At 69.6% G+C, this 20,812-nt stretch carries 19 protein-coding genes and 1 tRNA gene; 7 read left to right on the forward strand and 13 right to left on the reverse strand.

The window, feature by feature from the left end:
- Positions 1-45: 45 nt before the first annotated feature.
- Positions 46-1,725 carry a chloride channel protein gene (locus QBJ89_RS10245; RefSeq protein WP_277980446.1) on the forward strand — a complete coding sequence of 560 codons (1,680 nt, stop codon included), beginning with the start codon at positions 46-48 and terminating at the stop codon, positions 1,723-1,725.
- A 266-nt stretch (positions 1,726-1,991) separates the two neighbouring features.
- On the opposite strand, the gene QBJ89_RS10250 is transcribed toward QBJ89_RS10245, so the two are convergent.
- The 7 genes from QBJ89_RS10250 to QBJ89_RS10280 form a co-directional block, all read right to left on the reverse strand.
- Positions 1,992-2,066, reverse strand: a tRNA-Glu gene (locus QBJ89_RS10250).
- Between the two features lie 115 nt (positions 2,067-2,181).
- Positions 2,182-3,552 (reverse strand): class II 3-deoxy-7-phosphoheptulonate synthase, encoded by a 1,371-nt coding sequence (locus QBJ89_RS10255; protein WP_277980412.1) that lies wholly within the window; start codon positions 3,550-3,552, stop codon positions 2,182-2,184.
- Positions 3,553-3,632: 80 nt separating this feature from the next.
- Complete coding sequence (locus QBJ89_RS10260) at positions 3,633-4,415, reverse strand: SDR family oxidoreductase (RefSeq protein WP_277980413.1); 783 nt, start codon at positions 4,413-4,415, stop codon at positions 3,633-3,635.
- A 157-nt stretch (positions 4,416-4,572) separates the two neighbouring features.
- A complete protein-coding gene (gene cysS / locus QBJ89_RS10265) occupies positions 4,573-6,003 on the reverse strand; it encodes a cysteine--tRNA ligase (protein WP_277980414.1) in 1,431 nt (476 codons plus the stop codon).
- Positions 6,004-6,027: 24 nt separating this feature from the next.
- The gene (locus tag QBJ89_RS10270; RefSeq protein WP_277980415.1) at positions 6,028-6,933 is read right to left on the reverse strand and encodes an intradiol ring-cleavage dioxygenase; all 906 of its coding nucleotides are present in this window, start codon (positions 6,931-6,933) and stop codon (positions 6,028-6,030) included.
- Between the two features lie 241 nt (positions 6,934-7,174).
- On the reverse strand, positions 7,175-8,512 hold the full coding sequence (locus QBJ89_RS10275) for a sensor histidine kinase (RefSeq protein ID WP_277980416.1): 1,338 nt from the start codon (positions 8,510-8,512) through the stop codon (positions 7,175-7,177).
- Between the two features lie 10 nt (positions 8,513-8,522).
- Entirely contained in the window at positions 8,523-9,287 is a 765-nt protein-coding gene (locus QBJ89_RS10280; protein ID WP_277980447.1) for a response regulator, read from the reverse strand.
- A gap of 138 nt (positions 9,288-9,425) precedes the next feature.
- Between QBJ89_RS10280 and QBJ89_RS10285 the strand changes: the two genes are divergently transcribed.
- The 3 genes from QBJ89_RS10285 (at position 9,426) to QBJ89_RS10295 (ending at position 11,266) form a co-directional block, all read left to right on the forward strand.
- A complete protein-coding gene (locus QBJ89_RS10285) occupies positions 9,426-10,253 on the forward strand; it encodes a carbon-nitrogen hydrolase family protein (protein ID WP_277980417.1) in 828 nt (275 codons plus the stop codon).
- Between the two features lie 105 nt (positions 10,254-10,358).
- Positions 10,359-10,565 (forward strand): 30S ribosomal protein S21, encoded by a 207-nt coding sequence (gene rpsU / locus QBJ89_RS10290; protein ID WP_007404630.1) that lies wholly within the window; start codon positions 10,359-10,361, stop codon positions 10,563-10,565.
- A gap of 125 nt (positions 10,566-10,690) precedes the next feature.
- A complete protein-coding gene (locus QBJ89_RS10295) occupies positions 10,691-11,266 on the forward strand; it encodes an FKBP-type peptidyl-prolyl cis-trans isomerase (protein ID WP_277980418.1) in 576 nt (191 codons plus the stop codon).
- A 395-nt stretch (positions 11,267-11,661) separates the two neighbouring features.
- Here the strand turns inward: QBJ89_RS10295 and QBJ89_RS10300 are convergent, their stop codons facing one another.
- Both QBJ89_RS10300 and QBJ89_RS10305 read right to left on the reverse strand, forming a co-directional pair.
- Entirely contained in the window at positions 11,662-11,907 is a 246-nt protein-coding gene (locus tag QBJ89_RS10300) for a hypothetical protein (RefSeq protein ID WP_277980419.1), read from the reverse strand.
- Between the two features lie 108 nt (positions 11,908-12,015).
- Complete coding sequence (locus QBJ89_RS10305) at positions 12,016-12,774, reverse strand: metallophosphoesterase family protein (protein ID WP_277980420.1); 759 nt, start codon at positions 12,772-12,774, stop codon at positions 12,016-12,018.
- 202 nt (positions 12,775-12,976) lie between these two features.
- Here QBJ89_RS10305 and galU point away from each other — a divergent pair, with 202 nt between their 5' ends.
- Positions 12,977-13,846 (forward strand): UTP--glucose-1-phosphate uridylyltransferase GalU, encoded by an 870-nt coding sequence (gene galU, locus QBJ89_RS10310; protein ID WP_219747336.1) that lies wholly within the window; start codon positions 12,977-12,979, stop codon positions 13,844-13,846.
- Between the two features lie 81 nt (positions 13,847-13,927).
- Here the strand turns inward: galU and QBJ89_RS10315 are convergent, their stop codons facing one another.
- The 4 genes from QBJ89_RS10315 to QBJ89_RS10330 form a co-directional block, all read right to left on the reverse strand.
- A complete protein-coding gene (locus tag QBJ89_RS10315) occupies positions 13,928-14,689 on the reverse strand; it encodes a HesA/MoeB/ThiF family protein (RefSeq protein WP_277980448.1) in 762 nt (253 codons plus the stop codon).
- A complete protein-coding gene (locus tag QBJ89_RS10320) occupies positions 14,686-15,048 on the reverse strand; it encodes a hypothetical protein (RefSeq protein WP_277980421.1) in 363 nt (120 codons plus the stop codon). Before QBJ89_RS10320 ends, QBJ89_RS10315 begins: the two co-directional genes overlap by 4 nt.
- Before the next feature lie 121 nt (positions 15,049-15,169).
- Entirely contained in the window at positions 15,170-15,685 is a 516-nt protein-coding gene (dut, locus tag QBJ89_RS10325) for a dUTP diphosphatase (protein ID WP_277980422.1), read from the reverse strand.
- Between the two features lie 114 nt (positions 15,686-15,799).
- Positions 15,800-18,847 (reverse strand): TonB-dependent receptor, encoded by a 3,048-nt coding sequence (locus QBJ89_RS10330; protein ID WP_277980423.1) that lies wholly within the window; start codon positions 18,845-18,847, stop codon positions 15,800-15,802.
- A gap of 276 nt (positions 18,848-19,123) precedes the next feature.
- Between QBJ89_RS10330 and QBJ89_RS10335 the strand changes: the two genes are divergently transcribed.
- Positions 19,124-19,810, forward strand: a complete 687-nt coding sequence (locus QBJ89_RS10335; RefSeq protein ID WP_277980424.1) for a SapC family protein — start codon at positions 19,124-19,126, stop codon at positions 19,808-19,810.
- On the forward strand, positions 19,807-20,808 hold the full coding sequence (locus tag QBJ89_RS10340) for a cupin-like domain-containing protein (RefSeq protein WP_431522527.1): 1,002 nt from the start codon (positions 19,807-19,809) through the stop codon (positions 20,806-20,808). Before QBJ89_RS10335 ends, QBJ89_RS10340 begins: the two co-directional genes overlap by 4 nt.
- Positions 20,809-20,812: the final 4 nt, after the last annotated feature.

The raw sequence follows: 20,812 nt of genomic DNA on the forward strand, positions 1-20,812 counted from the left end.
CCTGCCTGGTCGCGCTGGCTCGGCGCGCGCGTGCGCTCGGTCGAGATGCTGTTCGTGCTGGTCGCGGTGCTCGTCGGCATGGGCGCGGGGCTGCTCACGGTGGTGCAGGGTGCGCTGGCGCGGGCGCTGCAGCACCTGCTGTACCGCCTGCCTGATGACCTGCGGCTCAGCGGCGCGCCCGCGCTCGGCTGGCAACAGCTGCTCATTCTGCCGCTCGGCGGCGCGGTGCTGGTCGCGTTCAACCGGCTGGTGGGCGCGCGGCGCCGCTCGCTGGTCGACGCGGTCGAGGCCAATGCGCTGCACGGCGGGCAGCTCTCCGCGCGCGACAGCGCGATCGTCTCGGGCCAGACGATCCTGTCGAACGGCTGCGGCGCCTCGGTCGGGCTGGAGGCGGCCTATGCGCAGCTCGGCGGGCTGATCGCCTCGGCGAGCGGGCGTTGGCTGGCGCTGCGCCGCGTCGATGTCCGGACCCTGGTAGGGGCGGGCGCGGGGGCGGCGATCGCCGCCGCCTTCGGCGCGCCGCTGGCGGGTGCCTTCTACGCCTTCGAGGTGGTGATCGGGGCCTATACGCCGGCCGCGATCGCGCCGGTCGTCGCCGCTGCGTTGGCAGGATCGCAGGTCGCGCAGCGGCTGGGTACCGTTCCCTATATCGTCGCGGTCGAGCGCGGGCCGACCATCCATACGCTTGGTTACCTCATCTACGGCCTCCTCGGCGTGCTGTGCGCGCTGATCGGTATCGCGATCATGCGCTCGGTCGGCGCGGTGGAGGCGCAGACGCGCGCGCGCCTGCCGGCGTGGAGCCGCCCGATCATCGGCGGCGCGCTGTTGGCAGGGCTGGCGGCGGTGTCGCCGCAGGTGCTCTCCGCCGGGCACAAAGCGCTTCACCTCGACATCACCGAAACGGTGCCGCTCGCCTTCGTGGCGACGATCCTGCTGACCAAGGCGGCCGCCTCGATCGTCTCGCTCGGTTTCGGCTTTCGCGGCGGATTGTTCTTCGCCTCGCTGTTCCTCGGTACGCTGGTGGGCCATCTCTACGCCGGCGCGTTGGGCTGGATCGCACGGGAGTCGATCCTCAACCCCGGCAATGCGGCAATGGTGGGGATGGCGGCGCTGGCGGTGGCGGTGATCGGCGCACCCTTCACCATGACGATGCTGGTGCTCGAGGCGACGGGCAATTTCAGCCTGAGCGGCGCGGTGCTGGCGGCGAGCCTGGTCTCGTCGACGATCGTGCGCCAGTTCTTCGGCTATTCCTTCTCGACGTGGCGGCTCCACCTGCGCGGCGAGACGATCCGCAGCGCGCGCGATGTCGGCTGGGTCAAGGCGCTGACCGCCGGGCGCATGATGCGGCGCCAGCCCAACATGGTCGCGGGCAGCACCGGCGCCGCCGAGTTCCGCCGGCGCTACCCGCTCGGCTCGACCAAGCGCGTGATCGTGCTCGACGAGGCCGGCCGCTATGCCGGGATCGTCGACCCTGTCGCGGCGCATGACGGCGCGGTGGGCGACGACACGCCGGTGCTCGCGCTGGCGCAGGGACGGGGCGAGATGCTGCGGCCGGAGATGGACATCCGCGCGGTGATGGCGAGCTTCGACGCGGCGCAGCGGGAGGAGCTGGCGGTCGTCGACGTCGCGGGCAGGGTGCTCGGCCTGCTCACCGAGGCGCACGTGCGGCGGCGCTACGGCGAGGAGCTGGAGAAGAGCCAGCGCGAGCTGTTCGGGGAGGTGTGAGGCCGCGTCCGCTGAGGCACTGCACTACGTTCGCAAGACGCCGTGTGAGGCATGACCGAGGCAATCGGGCAACGGATCGGGCCGAGGCCGTTCCTGACGCCAACGCCTGCCTGGGCTGAGGTGTTCTGCCGGATTTCGGGATTGTGGCATTCGCCTAACGCGCCCGCGCTCGTCAATCGGCGCGACCCGATCAGCTGGCTAGTAGGTCGGGGCCTGGAGGCGCACACCCGGCAGCTACCGACCCAACAACCACACCGCTGTGCAGCTGGTGACCCCTACGGGAATCGAACCCGTGTTTTCGCCGTGAGAGGGCGACGTCCTAACCGCTAGACGAAGGGGCCGTGCGCGGTGTGGAGGCGCGCTGTTAGGAGGCGGTGAGCGCGCCGTCAAGCGACTTTCGCCGCGCCGCACCCAGCGTCACGCGCTTTTCTCGCGCTACCCCGGGTACGATGCCGATCACGCCGCCTTGCGCCGCTCCGCCATCTCGGCGTTGAGCATCTCGGCCAGCAGGAACGCCAGCTCGAGGCTCTGCCCGGCGTTGAGCCGCGGGTCGCAGTGCGTGTGGTAACGATCCGCCAAGCTCTGCTCGGTCACGTCGATCGCGCCGCCGGTGCACTCGGTGACGTTCTGCCCCGTCATCTCGGCGTGGATGCCACCCGCGTGCGTGCCCTCGGCGCGGTGGACCGCGAAGAAGCCGCGCACCTCGGCGAGGATGCGGTCGAACGGGCGGGTCTTGTAGCCGGTCGCCGCCTTGACGGTGTTGCCGTGCATCGGGTCGCAGCTCCATACCACCGGATGGCCTTCGCGCGTGACCGCGCGCACCAGCCGCGGCAGATGCGCCTCGATCTTGTCATAGCCGTAGCGCGTGATCAGCGTCATTCGGCCCGGCACGCGGCCGGGATTGAGCGTGTCGAGCATGCGCAGCAGCGCGTCGGGCTCGAGCGACGGTCCGCACTTCACGCCGATCGGGTTGCCGATGCCGCGCAGGAACTCGACGTGCGCCGAGCCCTCGAAGCGCGTGCGATCACCGATCCAGAGAAAATGGGCCGAGGTGTCGTACCAGTCGCCGGTGAGCGAATCCTGTCGCGTGAGCGCTTGCTCGAACGGGAGCAGCAGCGCCTCGTGGCTGGTATAGAAGGTGGTCTGCGACAGCTGCGGCACCGTGTCGGGGCTGATCCCGCAGGCCTCCATGAAGTCGAGCGCCTCGCCGATGCGATCGGCGGTCTCGGCATATTTCTTCGCCCAAGGGCTGCGGCCCATGAAGTCGTGGGTCCAGCGATGCACCTGGTGGAGGTTGGCATAGCCGCCCTGCGCGAAGGCGCGCAGCAGGTTGAGCGTCGCCGCCGACTGGGCGTAGGCGCGAACCATCCGCTCGGGGTCGGGCAGGCGCGAACCGGGCGTGAAGGCGATGTCGTTGACGTTGTCACCGCGGTAGCTCGGCAGCTCGACGCCGTCGATCACCTCGGTCGGGGTCGAGCGCGGCTTGGCGAACTGGCCCGCCATCCGCCCGACCTTCACCACCGGCAGCTTCGACGCGAAGGTGAGCACCACCGCCATCTGCAGGATGACGCGGAACGTGTCGCGGATGTTGTTCGCGTGGAACTCGGCGAAGCTCTCGGCGCAATCGCCGCCCTGGAGCAGGAAGGCCTTGCCCTCGGTGACCTTCGCGAGATCGGCGGTAAGGTTGCGCGCCTCGCCCGCGAAGACGAGCGGCGGGAAGGTGGCGAGCCGATGGGTCGCGGCGTCGAGTGCGGCGGCGTCGGGATAGTCAGGAAGCTGGCGCGCCTCGGCCTTGGTCCAGCTGTCGGGGGCCCATGACATGGCCATCGGTAATCTTCCTTCCGTTTCGCCGCGCGCCTTGAACGAAACATGCGCGACTCGCAACGCTTACCCGGATCGAACCGGCCCTAGAGGATACCAGGATAGGCGCCGCCGTCGATCAAGAGGCTCTGCCCCGTGATATAGCCCGCCTTGGTGGAGCAGAGGAAGGCGCAGGCGGCGCCGAACTCGGCGGGATCGCCGTAGCGGTGCGCGGGGATCCGCTCGGCACCGCGGCGCGCCGCCTCGACGACGTCCACGCCCTGCTTCTTCGCCGCGGCGGCGTGGACGCTGTCGAGCCGCCGCGTCGCGAACTGGCCGGGGAGCAGGAAGTTGATCGTGACGTCCGCGTGCGCCACCTGCCGCGCCACGCCGGCGAGGAAGCCGGTCAGCCCCGCGCGTGCGCCGCTCGACAGGTCGAGCCCGGCGAGCGGCGCCTTCACCGAGGCGGAGGTGATGCAGACGATCCGGCCGAAGCCGCGCTCGACCATGCCGTCGACGACGCGCTGAGTGAGCCGGATCGGCGTGATCATGTTCGCCTCGACTCCGGCACGCAGCGCGTCGCGGTCGATCGCGCGGAAGTCGCGCAGCGGTGGCCCGCCGTTGTTGTTGACGAGGATGTCGGGCGCGCCGCCCGCGGCGTCGACCAGCGCGGCCTGAACCTGCTCGTCGGCGACGTCACCGGCGACCGTCTCGATGCCGACGCCGTGCGCCGCGCGGATCGCGTCGGCGGTGGCGGCGAGCGCGACGGCGTCGCGGCCGTTGAGCACCAGCGCGCAGCCGGCGGCGGCGAGCGCCTCGGCGCAGGCGCGGCCGAGCCCCTGGCTCGACGCGCAGACAATGGCGCGACGTCCCTCGATCCCGAGCTGCATGTGCGGTTCCTCCTAGGTCGGTTGCAAAATTGGTCTCGTACCTCCTGCTGTTCCCCGGCAGAGACCGGGGCCCGGTTGGGAAGGCCGTCTTGGGAGCCACGAACGTCCTCCACCTGGGCCCCGGCCTTCGCCTGGGTACAAGCGGTGCGCGCGTCCTCTACGCCGTCACCTTCCAGTCCCATCCCAGCGGGTCGCCGTCCATCACCTCCACCCCCGCCGCGGTGAGCTCGTCGCGGATCGAGTCCGAGCGGCCGAAATCCTTCTCCGCCCGCGCCGCGCGGCGCTGCTCCAGCGCGGCGGCGATATCGGCCTCGGCGATCGTCACATGCGCGGGGCGGACGCGCAGCGCCTCGCGGGTGAGCGTCGCCAGCTCCAGGCCGAGCAGCGCGTCGACCTCGTCGAGCAGCGCGAGCCGGTCCGCCGCGGAGACCCGCTTGTCGGCGAGCAGCGCGTCCAGCACCGGCAGCGCGCGCGGCGTGTTGAGATCGTCGCTCAGCGCCGCGTCGAGCTGGTCGCGATAGGTCGAGGGCGCCCCCTTGGCGACCCCGGGATCGCGCGCGCGCAGCGCCGTGACCGCGTGGACCAGCCGCTTCAGCCGCACCTGCGCCGCTGCCAGATTCTCCCAGGAGAAGTCGAGCTCGCTGCGATAATGCGCCTGGAGGCACATCAGCCGATAGGCGAGCGGGTGGAAGCCGCGCTCGACCAGCCGGTCGAGCGTCATGAACTCACCCGACGATTTGCTCATCTTGCCGCCGCGATTGACGACGAAATTGTTGTGCATCCAGACCTGCGCGCCGGTGTCGGCGCAGTCGCAATAGGCCTGGTTCTGCGCGATCTCGTTGGGATGGTGGATCTCGCGATGGTCGATCCCGCCGGTGTGGATGTCAAAGGCCGCGCCGAGATAGCGGCGGCTCATCACCGAGCATTCGAGATGCCAGCCCGGCGCACCGCGGCCCCAGGGCGAGTCCCATTCCATCTGGCGGGTCTCGCCCGGCGGGGTGCGGCGCCAGATCGCGAAATCCTGCGGGTGGCGCTTGCCCGCCACCGCCTCAATCCGCGCGTGCGCGGCATCGTCCTGCCCGCCGGCGAGCCGACCGTAATCGGGCACCGTGCCGGTGTCGAAATAGAGGCCGTCGTCGAGCAGGTAGCAGTGACGCTCGGCGATGGCCTCGCCCCAGGCGATCATCTCGGCGACATGATCGGTGGCGCGCGGCAGATGCGTCGGCGGCACGATGTTGAGCTCGGCGAGGTTGCGCTCGAACGCCTCGGTATAATGGCGCGCGATCGCCCAGATGTCGCGGCCGGAGGCGCGCGCGGCGGCCTCCATCTTGTCGTCACCGGCGTCGGCGTCGGAGGTGAGATGGCCGACATCGGTGATGTTGATGACGTGGGTGAGCGGCCAACCCTTCCAGCGGATCACGCGCGCGAGCGTGTCGGTGAAGACATAGGCGCGCAGGTTGCCGATATGCGCATAGTGATAGACCGTCGGCCCGCACGAATAGACGCGCACGTTCGACGGATCGAGCGGACGGAAGGTCTCCGGCTCGCGGGTCAGGCTATTGTAGAGGATCAGGGGCGCGCCGGTCATGGCGCGCCTCTTAGCTGTACCGCCTCAGCGCGCCAAGCCGATCACGGCGGTGGCGGCATAGCCGGCGGTCGGCGTGCCGGTGAAGGCCGGCGTCATCTGCGTGTTCTGCGCGGAGGTGTTGTCGCCAAAGACATTGTCGCTCGAGAGTGCGACGCGGGCGAAGTTGCTCGCGCTCGACGGATAGGTGGCGGTGTCGGCGTAGACGGTCGCGCAGGTCGGCGAGGGAAGCGCCAGCTGCGAGGTGAGCGTCGCGTAGCGGCCGCCGAGCGCGTTGGCGAGGCTGGAGAAGACCTCGAAGTGGAGGTGCGGCCAGCGTCCGTCGTAGCAGCCGGGGAAGATCGTGGTGAAGGTCACCTGACCGTTGCCGTCGGTCACCTGCACGCCGCGCAGGTAGCTCTCGGCAGGGGCGGTGTAGAGCGAGTAGAGGCCCTGGCGATCGCAATGCCACAGGTAGATGGCATAGCCCGCGAGCGGCGCGCAGGATTGATTGACGTCGACCAACGTCAGTGTGAGCGTCACCTCCACCCCCGCGGCGACGGTCGTGCTGCTGAGGAAGCTGGCGCGAATGTCGCTGCGCACAATCCCGGTGGCGGTGAGCACGTTCGAGGTCGATCCGCTCGATGAATTGGTGCCGTCGCCGGGGTAGGGGCCAGCCGTCTCGCCCGCGTTGAGGACGCAGCCGGTGGTCGCGCTCCCGCTGCTGCTCGCGGTCGGGGTCGGCGTGGGCGTTGGTGTAGGCGTGGTGGTGGCGGTTACGGTGTCGGTCTCGGCCTCGCCCGAACCGCTGCCGCAGCCGGCCACGAGCGCGAGCGTGCCCGCGCCGGCGAACCATTTCAGCGCGCGGCGGCGCTGCACCATCCGCTCCATGACGTGGAGATCGTGTGCCAGGCCGAGGGCGTGGTCGTGGTCGTGGTCGTGGTCGTGGTACATCGGGGTCCCTGTCGCTGTCGAAGCCCTGACCGACGCTTCCTTCCCGCCGCCATCCCGGACCTGGTTCGGGATCCACCGGGGCCGCATGGTCGGCCGCCGCGAGGAGCGTCGACTGCCAGACTCCGGAGCAAGTCCGGGGTGACGAAAGGGAGAGCACGATAAGGGCTGGGTTGCCCCCCACATCTGCCGCCCCCACCGTACGCGGCGATGTCGCCTGGCGACCGCGGCGTTGCCGATTGTGTCAGCGCGCCAGGGGTAGCGTCACGGTCGCGACCGCGCCCGCCGCGTCTTCCCGGTTGGCGAGCACGGCGGTGCCGCCATGGCGCGCCGCGATCGAGCGCACGATCGCCAGTCCCAGCCCGGTCCCGCCAGTCGAGCGGTTGCGCGACGGGTCGCCGCGCACGAACGGCTCGAACAACCGCTCCGCCTGCGCCGGATCGATGCCGGGGCCGTGGTCGGTGACGGTGATGGTGACACGCCCGTCCTCGATCCGCCAGGCGAGTTCGGCGGAGTCACCGTAGCGCAGCGCGTTGCCGATCAGGTTCGCGAAGAGGCGGCGCAGCCCGCTCGGGTCGCCGCTCACCACTGCGCGTGGTCCCGCCGCGACCTCTACCGCCGCACCTCCGATCGCCATGTCCTCCGCGAGACTGTCGAGCAGGCTCGACAGCTCGACCAGCGTCTCCTCGCGCCTCCCGACATCGTGGCGCGCGAAGCGGAGCACCTCGGCGATCATCGCGCGCATCTCGTCGATATCGGCGACCGCGCGGTCGCGCGCGCCCTCGGGCAATTGCTCCACCCAGAACGCCAAGCGCGACAGCGGTGTACCGAGATCGTGCGCGATCGCGGCCAGCATGGCGGTGCGCGACTCGGCATGGCTGGCAAGCCGCGCGTGCATGGTGGAGACTGCGTGCGCCAGCTCGCGCACCTCGCGCCCGCCCTCGGGCAGCGGCGGCAGCGGCGCACCGGTGCCGGCGCGATCGGCGGCGGCGGCGAGCCGGGCGAGCGGGCGCGAGATCGCGCGCGACAGCATCCACGCCGGGATCGACAGCGCCACGATCGCGACCAGCATTGCGATGAGCGTGTTGAGGTGCCAGCGCGTGAACAGCGGCAGCGCGGGGCTGCGCACCACGCGCCAGCCCTGCGGCAGGCGCCAGGCGACGGTGAAGGAGCCGAACAGCTCACGCCCGCCGCCGCGCGGGCTCAGCTCGGTGAACGCGAGCACAACACGCGGATCGACGTGGAGCAGCGCGGCGATGCGCGCCTGGGTCAGCGCGTCGGGCTTCTCGCGCCAGCGCGGCGCGGGCGGGGCAGCGGCGGTGAGCGTCTCCAGCGGCTCGATCCGCCACGCACGGAACCTGCCCCCGGGCGGGCGGAAGCGCCGGAACTCGGGCGGTAGCGGCGGCGGCGGCAACCCGCGCAGCGCCGCGGTGATCGCCTCGAGCGGGCGCGGCGGCACGCGCGGCGGCGGGCCGCTGAACGTGACGAAGAAGAGGATCGCGGTGGCGGCGACCACCGAGGCGATCACGAGCGCGAAGATCGGCTGCGCGATCGAATGGGCTCGCCGGATCGGGCGCGTCATCGTCGGCGCCTCAGCGCCGCTCGACGTCGCTGGTGAACATATAGCCTTCGTTGCGCACGGTACGGATCAGCTCGTCGCCGCCGGGCGCGTCGTCACGCGTCAGCTTGCGCCGCAGCCGGCTGACCTGGACATCGATCGCGCGATCGAAATGCTCGGCGTTGAGGCCGCGCGACAGGTCGAGCAACTGGTCGCGGGTGAGCACGCGCCGCGGGTGCTCGGCGAAGGCGAGCAGCAGGCGGAACTCACCGTCGGAGAGGTTGATGACGACTTGGTCGGGGTCGAACAGCTGGCGTCCGACCGGGTCGAGCCGCCATCCAGCGAAGCGCAGGTAGGGGCGCCCAGGGCTCGGCGCCGCGCTGGCGGGGGCCTGGTTGCGCCGCAGCACCGAGCGGATCCGCGCCAGCAGCTCGCGCGGATTGGCGGGCTTGGCGACATAATCGTCCGCGCCCATCTCTAGCCCGACGATGCGATCGACCTCCTCGCTGATCACCGACATGATGATCACCGCCGGACTGGTCGAGCGGTCGAGCGAGCGCAGGATCGAGAGACCGTCCTCGCCGGGCATCATCACGTCGAGCACGATCAGCGCATAGCTCTCCTGCTCGAGCCGCGCGCGCATCTCGACGCCATCGGCCGCGACGTCGACGACATAGCCGTGGCCAACGAGGAAGGCGGCGGTGAGCTCGCGGATGCCGGGATCGTCGTCGACGATGAGGATACGGGTGGCGAGGTCCACGGCGAGGTCCGGGGCGAGAGCGAGCGAGGCGTCGGGCATGGCGACCTGACTGATGACCATGCGTATCGCGCGGATGACGCCGCTGCAACAAAGCGCGCTGACCGGCCTCGTGTGGCGCGCGTGCAACACTTGCGCGACGAACTGCGTTGCTCTTGGTGAGCGGGCGAGGAGTAAGGTTTGACCAAGATCGCGGTTGTCCAGACCACCAGCGGGATCGACCCCGCGCGCAACGCGGCGGCGCTGGCCGCGGCGATCGAGGAGGCGGGCGCGAACGGCGCGGAAATGGTGTTCACGCCCGAGATGTCGGGTGTGCTCGACCGCGATCGTGCGCGTGCGGCGCGGTCGATCGTGCGCGAGGGCGAGGACCAGGTGCTGGTCGCGGTACGCGAGGCGGCGACGCGCGCGGGTGTGTGGGTGCAGCTCGGCTCGCTGGCGCTGCGACGCCACGACGCCCGCTACGCCAACCGCAGCTTCGTCATCGACTCGCAGGGCAACATCCGCGCGCGCTACGACAAGATGCACCTGTTCGACGTCGACCTGCCCAGCGGTGAGAGCTGGCGCGAATCAGCCGCCTATGCCGCCGGCGACCGCCCGGTGCTGGCGGCGACGCCGCTGGGGCGGATGGGCCTGTCGATCTGCTACGACATGCGCTTCCCCGATCTCTACCGCGCGCTGTCGGACAATGGCGCCGCGATCCTGGCGGTGCCCGCCTCCTTCACACGGCCGACCGGCGCGGCGCACTGGCACGTGCTGCTGCGCGCCCGCGCGATCGAGGCGGCGTGCTATGTCGTCGCGGCGGCGCAGAGCGGGGTCCACGAGGATGGGCGCGCCACCTACGGCCACTCGCTGGTGGTCGATCCCTGGGGCGAGGTGCTGCTCGACATGGGTGAGGCCGCCGGCATCGGCTATGCCGAGATCGACCCGGAGACGCAGCGCGAGGTCCGCGCGCGCGTGCCCGCATTGCAGCACCGTCGCGTCATTCCCGCGCCGATGGTGATCGGCTGAGCCGCGGTGCTTGCGGGGGGGCACCCATGCTGCTAGAGGCGGCGTGTTCGGCGCGGACCTCGTCCGCTGCCGCTTTAGCCGTTTGATCCGGAGCTTATCGGTTTTATGCAGATCATCGTTCGCGACAACAACGTCGACCAGGCCCTTCGCGCGCTCAAGAAGAAGCTGCAGCGCGAGGGCGTTTATCGCGAGATGAAGCTGCGTCGCCACTATGAGAAGCCGTCGGAGAAGCGCGCGCGCGAGCGCGCCGCGGCGGTTCGTCGTGCGCGCAAGCTGGAGCGCAAGCGCGCCGAGCGCGACGGCGCGCGGTAAGCGGCAGCCCCCGCGTTCTCGGGCGCGGGGACAAGGCGCGGGCGCTCGTCGCCCACCATGCCGTTGAATGTGCCTGCCGTACGTGATCGCCGCCGGTGGCGGCGCAACCGGGGTGTCCTGAACCGATGTCGACCGTCACCGCCGTTCCGCTCCAGCCGGTCAAACGCGCTTATGTGCTGTGGCTGGTCGCCGGCCTGCTGATCGCGCTCGTCGCCGGCGTCGCCCTGGCGCGCGCGGGTGACACCGGGATCATCACCACTCCCTCGGGGCTGCGCTACAAGGTGCTCAAGGCTGGCGACGCCAAGGGCCCGAGCCCGACCAACGCCGACGTGACGCTGGTGAATTACGAGGGCCGGTTGCTTGACGGCACGGTGTTCGACAAGTCGCAGCAGCCGACCCCGCTGCCGGTCTCGGGCGTGGTGCCGGGCTTCTCCGAGGGGCTCAAGCTGATGCACAAGGGCGCCAAATACCGCCTTTGGATCAAGCCCGAGCTGGGCTACGGCGAGCGCTCCACGGGGCCGATCCCGCCCAATTCGACCTTGGTCTTCGATGTCGAGCTGCAGGACTTCATCCCCGAGGCGACGCTGCGGCAGCTGCAGATGCAGCAGCAGATGATGGGCGGTATGCCCGGCGGCGGCATGCCCGGTATGCCGGGTGGAGCACCCGGCGGTATGCCGGGTGGAGCACCGGGCGGCCGCTGAGCGCGCCGTTGGTCGTGAGGTGAGATGGGTAAGGGCGGCCGAGAGGCCGCCCTTTCTCGTTGAAGATCCTTACGGGTGGCGTTCGGCTCTGTGTCCAGCACGAGTGGCGGGTTGACGGACCAGCCACGCTCGCGTCCTCCCGCGCACAAAACAGGCTAGATGACGGGTCGGATCGACGTTCGAGAAGAGGCCCTTCAATGTTCCTCTTGCCGGGAACGATCAGCTGAACGGGGATACGACCTGGATCGCGCTCGCCGGCTGACCACCGGCGCGTGCGTGGACGCAACCTCATCGCCGGCGAGCACAGCCAGACGCTGGGTCATTACCCCGCGAGCAGGCAAAAAAATAGCGGCCCGAAGGCCGCTATCTCTTACTCCCGAGGAAGCTGGATCAGCTCAGTTGCTGTCCGAGCTGTCGTCCTCGTCAGCGACGACGACGATGCCCGCAACCACCGCGGCGGCCGCCAGGACCGCAACGATGATGCCGCCGCCAGCGACGTCGCTCTTCTTCGCCGAGGCCGAGCCGGCGCGAGCCGACTTGGCGACCGACAGGCTCGCCGCCGGGTTGGCCGGAGCGGCAACTGCCGGAGCAACCGCCATCGTGGCGGCGGCAGCAGCGAGCATGTACTTGGCAAGACGCATGTCAAACTCCCTTTGCATTCCGCCTGTCACTTACCGAGGCGGAGGCGAAAAGCAAGGGGGAGAGTGCGCGATTATGGCGATCCTATTGTATATCCGCCACGCTGCGGATCAGGTTTGCAGTGCCCAAGTGTCTGTGCCCTCTAGCCCCAGGGCGCTCAGCTTCCCGCTGGCATAGGCGCCCGTGTCGATGCCGATGCGATTAGCGCGGCGGTCGACGTCATCGGTGATGGTGTGGCCGTGGACGATCATCTTGGGATGCGGACGACGGTGATCGAGGAAGCTGCCGCGTATCCAGCGAAGGTCCGCTGGCACCTGCTCCTCGATCGGCACCTCGGGCCGGATGCCGGCGTGGACGAAGGCATAATCGCCGGAGATCACGAGATCCTCGAAGCCATCGAGGAAGTCGCGATGCGGCGCCGGTACGAGGTCGGGCAGCCGCTCCGCCAGATTGTCATAGTCGAGCGCGTCGTACTCCTCACGCGACAAGCCGTAGCTCATCAGCGTCTCGCGACCGCCGACCCGGCAGAACAGCCGCAGCGCCTCGCGATCACCGGTCAACGCAAGCAGGAACACTTCCTCGTGGTTGCCCTTCAGGAAGCGCGTGGTCGGGCGCTGCCGGGCGAGCTCAAGCAGCCGTGCCACGACGCCGGCGGAGTCGGGCCCACGGTCGACCAGATCCCCGAGGAAGATCAGCGACGTCGCGGCGGGACCACGGGCGGCGTCATCGGCGTCGATCAACGACAGCAGTCGCTCCAGCTCGTCGCGGCAGCCATGGACGTCGCCGATCGCGTACAGCCGCTCTCCGGGCGCGACGGAGAAACTCGCGGCCAGAGCCGGACGGGGGGAGCGAAGGAATTTGGACAGCATGGTCGCGGACGGCCGGCACGGGAGCGGAAACGCGTCGGCATAAGCGCGGCGCCGGCACGGGGCAACCGCGCTTGCACGTCCCATACGGCCCGGATTTGGTGCAGCGCAACACGAATCGGCTCGCGGCGTCGTTACGCGCGCGCTAACGGTTTGCCGCGAACCGCGGCGGCCGGTACACAGCCGGCGCCATCAGGAGGACCGAATGACCATCAAGCCCGTGCGTAAGGCCATCTTCCCCGTCGCCGGACTGGGGACGCGCTTCCTCCCCGCGACCAAGGCGATGCCGAAGGAGATGCTGACGGTCGTCGACAAGCCGCTGATCCAATATGCCGTCGAGGAAGCGCTTGAGGCCGGCATCGAGCAGCTGATCTTCGTCACCGGGCGCGGCAAGGGCGCGCTGGAAGACCATTTCGACGTCTCGTTCGAACTCGAGACGACGATGCGCGCGCGCGGCAAGAGCCTGGCGGTAATCGAGACGATCCGCCAACAGCCGGGCTCGCCGGTCTATGTCCGCCAGCAGGAGCCGCTCGGGCTGGGCCATGCGGTGTGGTGCGCGCGCGAGATCGTCGGCGACGAGCCGTTCGCGGTGCTGCTCCCCGACGAGCTGATGGTGGGTTCGCCCAACTTCCTCAAGCAGATGGTCGACGCCTATCAGCAGGTCGGCGGCAACGTCATCGGCGCGCTCGAGGTCGCTCCGGAGGAGACCAACAAATATGGCATCATCTCGCCGGGTCAGCGCGACGGCGCGCTGACCGAGGTGACCGCGCTGGTCGAGAAGCCCGCCGCTGGCTCGGCCCCGTCCAACCTGATGATCCCGGGGCGCTACATCCTCCAGCCCGAGGTGATGCAGATCCTCGACGCGAAGGAGACAGGCGCCGGCGGCGAGATTCAGCTGACCGACGCGATGGCCAAGCTGATCGGCCGCCAGCCGTTCCATGGCTTCACCTTCAACGGCGAGCGCTTCGACTGCGGCGACAAGACCGGCTTCATCATGGCGAACCTCGCGCTGGCGCTCGCGCGCGACGACATCGGCCCGGCGGTGCGCGCCTTCGCGCAGCAGCGGCTGGGGTAACAGGGCGACATCGATCAAGGGGGCCGGTGCAGCGAGCGGAGGCGTTCGCTGCACCGCCTCCGCCGCGGCGGGGTGGCTTGCTCAGCCGGCGCCGGTCCCACAGGCGGGGCAGCCCGGGTCCTTGGGCAGTGACAAGGTGCGGAAGCGCAGGGCGAGCAGGTCGATCAGCACCAGCTTGCCCGCGCTGTCGTCACCGAACGGCGCCAGCTGGCGGATCACCTCGAGCGCGGCGAGACTGCCGACCACGCCCGTCACCGGGCCGAGCACGCCTTCCTCGGCGCAGGTGAGGCCGTCGCGCTGCGGCGCGCCGCCGACGAAGCAGCGATAGCACGGCCGGTCGGGCTCCCAACCGCGGAAAACGCCGATCTGTCCCTCGAACCGGCCGACCGCGGCGGAGATCAGGGGCACGCGCAGCCCCAGCGCCGCGTCGGCGACGGCGAGCCGCGTCTCGAAATTGTCGCTGCCGTCGATCACTGCGTCGGCGCCGTCGAGCAGCGCCGCGGCGTTGGCGGCGTCGATGCGCGACACCAGCGCGCGCACGGTCACGTGCGGATTGAGCCGCGCCACCGCCGCCGCGGCCGCCTCCGCCTTGGCGTGGCCCAGATCAGCGGTGGTGTAGAGCGTCTGGCGCTGGAGGTTGCTGGCGTCGACACGGTCGTCGTCGACGACGTCGAGCTGCCCCACACCCGCGGCGCCGAGATAGTGGAGCACCGGCGAGCCGATCCCTCCCGCGCCGATGACCACCACGCGCGCGCGCCGCAGCCGCAGCTGCCCGGCACCGCCGACCTCAGGCAGGACGATATGGCGTGCGTAGCGCGCGAGTTCGTCGGCGCTGAGCATCATGGCCATTCGAAGGTGATCGAATTGCGATACCAACCGGCAGCGGGCACGTCGGCGACGTTGCCGCGCATCGCACGCAGCGTCAGCCCCGAGGCATATTGCTCCACCGTCGGGCAATCGATCGCGCGCGGGACGATCCGGCGGACCTGGCCTTCGGCACCGAGGAAGACGACGAGATCGACCGTGATCCGCTTGGTCTCAGGCGTGGCGCAGCGCCCCGCGCGCACCTCGTCGCGGACGAAGGTGGCGACCTGCTCGCCCGGCTCCCAGCGGCGCAGCAGCGGCACCTGCTGGAGCGCACCCCAGTCGGTCGGCGGCGCCAGCGGCGACGCCTGGAGCAGCAGCGCGAGCGCGACGATCATTGGTCGGTCACCGCACGCCACGGCAGCGCAACGTTCTTGACGCCGCTCGGCCGGAGGACGTCGCGAGCGGAGCGCTGGGACGAGTCGCCATCGATCATCGACAAGTCCGTCCGGGCTCCCTTCACTCGCTCGCGGGCGACCGCGTGCCGGCGGTACCGTAACCGGTCGAGCCGAACCCGCCAAGGCCACGACCCGTTGCGGACGAGAAGGCCTCGACCACGCGCAGCGCCGGCCGGAGGATCGGCACGAAGACGAGCTGTGCGACCCGGTCACCCGGCTCGATTACCAGCGGCGCGGAGCCCGGAGGGGTGCGCAGCCACGCGCTGATGTAGATTTGATCGGTGTAATCGGCGTCGATCAATCCGACCGATTGGCCGAGGATCAGGCCCTTCTTATGACCCAGGCCGGATCGGGCGAGCAGCACCGCCGCCATATAAGGATCGTTCATCAGCAGTGCGATGCCCGAGGGGATCAGCACCGCCGGCGCCTGCGGCAGGAGCGTCAGCGGCGCGTCGATACAGGCGTGCAGATCGATGCCCGCCGCCATCTCGGTCTGGTAGCGCGGCAGCCCCCAGTCGTGCAGCCGCTCGTCAATGACGCGCAGCTCGACCGCGCGCGTCGCATCCCGTTCCGTCATCGGCCCCAAGATCCTTCGTTTGTCGCGTGGGGCCTTAGCGCGTCGGCCGCGGTGCTGCCACCGCGGCCGTGCCGGGAGGCGGTGCGGCGCCGTCGAACGCGGCGCCGCACCGGCTCAGAAGCGGACGTGCCCGCCGACGACGAAGCGGCGTCCATAGTCGAACACGTCGAGCAGCTGGTTGCTGAAGCGGCCGTGCGTGCTCTGCTGGTTGTTGTTCACATTCTCCGCCGCGGCGAAGATGCTGAAGTTCTTGTTGATGTCATAGCTGGTCGAGAGATCGAGCTGAAGGCTCGAGTTCACGAAGGTCGGCTCGGCACCGAATTGGCTGGTGTTCTGATTCTGCCCGAACTGGAGCAGGTACTCATCACGCCAGTTGAGCGCGGCACGGAACTGGAAGCCATTCTTGTCATAGAAGCCGACGAAATTGGCCGAGTTCGCCAGCCCAGTCACCGCGAAGCCCGTCTGCGAGATGTCGCTCGAATCGTATGGCTTGTTGGTGTCGACCAAGGTGGCGTTGGCCTGGAAGCCGAAGCCGGTGTCGCCGAACACCTGCTGCCACGCCAGCTCGACGCCGCGCACGGTCGCGTCCGGGCCATTGACCTGCTGCGACACCGCAAAGTTGGCGGCGTTGCCCGTGGTCGGGTCGACCACGCCGTTGATCGCCTGGCGCGTCACGCCCTGCACGATGAAGTTGCTGACGTTCTTCAAGAAGAAGTCGACCGACAGGTACGAGTTGCGCTTGTAATACCATTCCGCGGCAACGTCGAAATTGTCCGCGAGATAGGGTTGCAACGTGGGATTGCCGCCGCTCGCGGTGAGCGCGCCGACGCGCTGCCCGATGCCGACGGCCAGCACCGGGTTAAGCGTGGAGAGCCCCGGCCGGGTCAGCGTGCGCGACGCGTCGAAGCGCAGCTGCAACTCCGGCGTGACCTCGAGCCGCATGTCGACCGTCGGCAGCAGGTACGAATAGTTGCTCTTCGCGCTGATTGGCGTCACCTCGCCGAACGCCACGCTCAGCAACGTCGGGTCGGCGGCGCTGGTCGAGATCGAGACGGGCAGGCGGCCCTGGCCGGTCGAGGTCAGGTGCGTGTTCTCGTTGCGCACGCCCGCCGCGAAGTGGAACGGCATGCCCGCGATGTCGGCGGTGTAGGCGACGTTGAGGTAGAGCGACCAGGTCTTCTCGTTGATGGTCTGGAGGCTGTTGGGATCGACCAGCTGGTCGAAGCTGCCGGTGAAGCCGCTCAGGCCGGTGGTGCTGGTCTGCGCATAGTTGAAGCCGGGGATGTTCTGCGTCTGCGGATTGCCGAGCCCGCTGAGGAACTGCTGATACGCCACCGGGCTGAACACGATCAGCGACGGCGGCAGCGAGCCCTTGAAGCCGGGGATGAAGTTGCGCCCGAGCGAGACACTGCCCTGGTAGAGCGACGCCGGCAGCGGCGCGATCCCGCTGCCCTGGCCGGAGGGGGTGCCGTAGCCCGAATAGGCCTGCCAGTAATTGTTGGTGAAGGTGCTCTTGTTCGACAGGCGGAACTGGTCATCGACATACTGACCGCCGGCGCGGATGGTCAGATCGTCCTGCTTCCACGTCGCGGTGAAGCGCGCCTGCTTGAGCTCGTCGGTGTTCTGCTGGGTCTGGTTCACCGTGACGTGCGAGCCGATCAGCGTCGGATCGGCGAAGGCCGCGGCATTGCCGTTCGGCCCGACGACCGTCAGCGAGGGGAAGCTGTTGGTGCTCTTGCCGTTGATCTGCAGCCCGGTGTTGTTGGCGAGGTTGCCGCCGTAGCCGATGTCGCCGTTCTGGCTGCCGATCGTGTCATCGTCGGGGTTGAGCCAGCTCTTCGCGTAGGAGAGGTCACCCTCCAGCGTGAAGTTCTCGCTGACGTCCCACTTGACGTTGCCGCCGATCTGGTTGGTGCGCAGGATCTGCGTGTTGAGCGCGGCCGTAAAGTCGGTCGGCGATCCCGCCTGGGTGAAGTCGATCGCGGTGCCGTTGTCGTCGAGCTCGACGTTGCGCAGCGCGCCCTGGTTGAACCACACGCCCAGCGCCGACGAGCGCGTGACGATCTCCTGGCGCGAGAAATTGTCGTCAAGCGTGACCATCACGTCCTCGGACGGATGCCATTGCAGCGCGAGGCGCGCGTCGACGCGCTCGTCCTTGGTGCTCTGCTGGTCGATGACATATTGCTGCGGGAACCAGCCGACCACGGTCTGGCGCTGCGCCGCCTCGGCGGTGGCGTTGCCGGTCGGGTTGCAGCTCGCCGCGGTGCTGCCCTGCAGCTGGCACGGCGCGTAGAAGCCGCCGGCCCAGCCCGAGACCGAGACGCGGTTGGTCTTGGTGTCGCGCCGCGTGTAGATCACGTCGGCCAGCACACCCAACGTGTCGCCCGCGAAGGTGTTGCTGACGAGCACGCCCGCGGTCGGGACGATCTTGCCCGAGCGGTCCTGGATCGATCCCGCGGCGCTTGCCGCGACGCGCAGGCCGGGGTGATCGAACGGCTTGGGGAACTGGATGTCGACGGTCGCGCCGATCGAGCTCGACGCCAGCGTGACGTCGGGCGTCTTGAGCACGCTGAGCTGGCCGATGAAGTCGGAGCCCACGGTCGAGAAGTCGATCTGGCGGTTGCCGGTGCCGGTGGAGATGCGGCGGCCGTCGTACAGCGTGGTGTTGAAGTCGCCGCCGAAGCCGCGGACGGTGATGCCGGTCGCCTCGCCGCGCGTGCCCGAACGCTGGATCGACACGCCGGGCAGGCGCTGCAGCGACGCGGCGACGTTGGTGTCGGGGAACTTGCCGATGTCCTCGGCCGAGATCGCGTCGACCACGCCGGTGGCGGTGCGCTTGATGTCGAGATTGCGCTGGAGCGAGCCGCGCAGGCCGGTGACGATGATGTCGCGCGAGGGGTCGCCATCCACGCCGGTCTGGTCGCCGGCGGTGTTGGCGCCGTTGGTGTCGGGCGCGGTGGCCTCATCCTGCGGTCGGCCGGCCTCGCTGGCGCTGGTGGTGTTGGCGGAGGAGGGCACTGCCGGCTGCACGCCCGCGGGCGGCTGCGCCTGGCTGTTCTGCACGCTGCCGGGATTGGCCTGTTGGGCCATCGCGGGTGCCGGCGCGATCAGCGCGGCAGTGAGCGCCGCGCCGCTGCATGCGGCGATCAGGCTGCTTCGCATGGTGGTGTACCCGCCACGACCGACAGGACGTACGCTCTCAGGCTCTCTCATGGCCCCTCTCCTCCTCTGTGCCGGCGACGCCGGCATGATCGATCATCGCGTGCGTCCGACTCGAACGGCCGGCCTGTCATCCCGATGTAGCGCTAACATACCTGCCCGATCGGGTCTGGCAAGTGATCATATAGGATCAGTTTAGCGCTAACGACTTGACGCTGGCCGTGCGCCCGCTGATCCTTCGTGCGAGCCGAGGCGAGCGCCCGGCGAGAAGGAGGGGACATGGCGGTCTGGGAGCTGTTGGCGAGCGAGCGACACGCCGCGCTTGCAATGCGCCGCGCCAGCGCCTCGGGGCGACACTTCGTCCAGGTCATGCCGAGCGAATTCGCCAAGGTGGCGACGCGTTGCCCGATCGTGCTGACCAAACATCCCGAGACCGGGCGCTTCTACGCCGGTGCGCTGCTCGGCCTTGTACCGGGCGAGAACCTCCTGGCCGACGCCGTCGGCGCGATGGACGGCATCATGCCGCTCGATCTCGAGCGCGAGGGGTTCTTCGTGGTCGAGCAGGATATCGCGATCGACCTCGACCACGCCAGGTTCGCCGCGGAGGAGGCGGAGCTGGCGCTGTTCGACGCGGAGGGAGCGCCTTCCGCGCACCTCCGCCGGGTCCAGCGCGCGCTCGGACTGGTCCATGCCGGACTGGCCGAGAGCGAGGCGCTGATGGCGTCGCTGCTCGACGCTCGGCTGATCGAACCGATCGACGTCTCGCTCTCGTTTGACGACGGCGAGAAGCTGCGGCTCGACGGCCTGTACACCGTCAGCCGCGACGCGCTGGCCGAGCTCGACGACGCGACGGTGGTGGGCCTGTATCGCGCCGGCCACCTCCATCACGCCCACACGCTGGTGGACTCGCTCGCGCAGATCGCGGTGCTCGCGCATCGGCGCAACGAGCGGTTGGCGGTGGCGTGAGCGCTACCGCAGCGGACTATACGGTCGCTGAGGTCGGCGCGCCGGATCAATTCGGAGAACTGGTCGCGGCGTGCGAGCCGTTCGTGGTGCGCGGGCTGTGCGCCGACTGGCCGATCACCCGCGCGGCGCGCCAGTCGCCTGCGGTGCTGCTCGACTATGTCGCCGCGCTCGACGCCGGCAAGTCGGCGGAGGCGTTTGTCGGTGCACCCGCAATCGGCGGCCGGTATTATTACGAGGAGGCGCTCGACGGCTTCAATTTCGAGCGCGAGACGATCGGCGTGACCGCGGCGCTGCGGCGCGTGATCGACACCGCCGAGGTCGAGGGGGCGACGACGCTCTACCTCGGCTCGCTCCCCACTGCCGCTTATCTGCCGCGCTTCGTGGAGGACAATGCGATGCCGCTGCTTCCGGCCGCGGTGCGCCCCCGCATCTGGCTCGGCCATGCCTCGACGGTAGCGTGTCATCACGACAATTCGGACAATCTCGCCTGCGTCGTCGCCGGGCAGCGGCGCTTCACCTTGTTCCCACCTGAGGCGATCGGCGACCTCTACGTCGGCCCGATCGACCACAATATGGCGGGGCAGCCGGTCGGGCTCGCGGTCGGCGCGCCCGCGGGTGACCCGCGCTACCCGCGCTTCGCCGCCGCGCGGGCGCGCGCGATGACGGTCGAGCTTGCACCCGGCGACGCGCTCTATCTGCCCAAGCTGTGGTGGCACCAGGTCGAGGCGCTCAGCCCGGTCAACGTGCTGGTGAACTATTGGTGGGACGCGGCCGCTGCCGGCCCCGATGCACCCTATACGGCGATGCTGCTCGCGGTCGCGGCGATCGCCGAACGGCCCGAGCGCGAGCGCGCGGCATGGCGCGCCTTCTTCGACCATTACGTGTTCCGCCCCGACGGCCACCCGCTTGCGCATCTGCCCGAGGCGCAGCACGGATTGCTCGCGCGCGGGCAGAGCGGGCGGATCCGCGCCATGGTGATGCGGTTGTTGCGCGGCTGAGCGG

The sequence above is a fragment of the Sphingomonas phyllosphaerae genome (assembly GCF_029623345.1).
In the GTDB taxonomy this organism is placed as follows: domain Bacteria; phylum Pseudomonadota; class Alphaproteobacteria; order Sphingomonadales; family Sphingomonadaceae; genus Sphingomonas; species Sphingomonas phyllosphaerae_C.

Bases quoted from the DNA above. Each gene is read 5' to 3' on its own strand.
- QBJ89_RS10245 (WP_277980446.1), top strand. From the start codon at position 46: ATGCTGTTCGTGCTGGTCGCGGTGCTCGTCGGCATGGGCGCGGGGCTG.
- QBJ89_RS10255 (WP_277980412.1), bottom strand. From the start codon at position 3,552: ATGGCCATGTCATGGGCCCCCGACAGCTGGACCAAGGCCGAGGCGCGC.
- QBJ89_RS10260 (WP_277980413.1), bottom strand. From the start codon at position 4,415: ATGCAGCTCGGGATCGAGGGACGTCGCGCCATTGTCTGCGCGTCGAGC.
- cysS (WP_277980414.1), bottom strand. From the start codon at position 6,003: ATGACCGGCGCGCCCCTGATCCTCTACAATAGCCTGACCCGCGAGCCG.
- QBJ89_RS10270 (WP_277980415.1), bottom strand. From the start codon at position 6,933: ATGTACCACGACCACGACCACGACCACGACCACGCCCTCGGCCTGGCA.
- QBJ89_RS10275 (WP_277980416.1), bottom strand. From the start codon at position 8,512: ATGACGCGCCCGATCCGGCGAGCCCATTCGATCGCGCAGCCGATCTTC.
- QBJ89_RS10280 (WP_277980447.1), bottom strand. From the start codon at position 9,287: ATGCCCGACGCCTCGCTCGCTCTCGCCCCGGACCTCGCCGTGGACCTC.
- rpsU (WP_007404630.1), top strand. From the start codon at position 10,359: ATGCAGATCATCGTTCGCGACAACAACGTCGACCAGGCCCTTCGCGCG.
- QBJ89_RS10295 (WP_277980418.1), top strand. From the start codon at position 10,691: ATGTCGACCGTCACCGCCGTTCCGCTCCAGCCGGTCAAACGCGCTTAT.
- QBJ89_RS10300 (WP_277980419.1), bottom strand. From the start codon at position 11,907: ATGCGTCTTGCCAAGTACATGCTCGCTGCTGCCGCCGCCACGATGGCG.
- QBJ89_RS10305 (WP_277980420.1), bottom strand. From the start codon at position 12,774: ATGCTGTCCAAATTCCTTCGCTCCCCCCGTCCGGCTCTGGCCGCGAGT.
- galU (WP_219747336.1), top strand. From the start codon at position 12,977: ATGACCATCAAGCCCGTGCGTAAGGCCATCTTCCCCGTCGCCGGACTG.
- QBJ89_RS10315 (WP_277980448.1), bottom strand. From the start codon at position 14,689: ATGATGCTCAGCGCCGACGAACTCGCGCGCTACGCACGCCATATCGTC.
- QBJ89_RS10320 (WP_277980421.1), bottom strand. From the start codon at position 15,048: ATGATCGTCGCGCTCGCGCTGCTGCTCCAGGCGTCGCCGCTGGCGCCG.
- dut (WP_277980422.1), bottom strand. From the start codon at position 15,685: ATGACGGAACGGGATGCGACGCGCGCGGTCGAGCTGCGCGTCATTGAC.
- QBJ89_RS10330 (WP_277980423.1), bottom strand. From the start codon at position 18,847: ATGCGAAGCAGCCTGATCGCCGCATGCAGCGGCGCGGCGCTCACTGCC.
- QBJ89_RS10335 (WP_277980424.1), top strand. From the start codon at position 19,124: ATGGCGGTCTGGGAGCTGTTGGCGAGCGAGCGACACGCCGCGCTTGCA.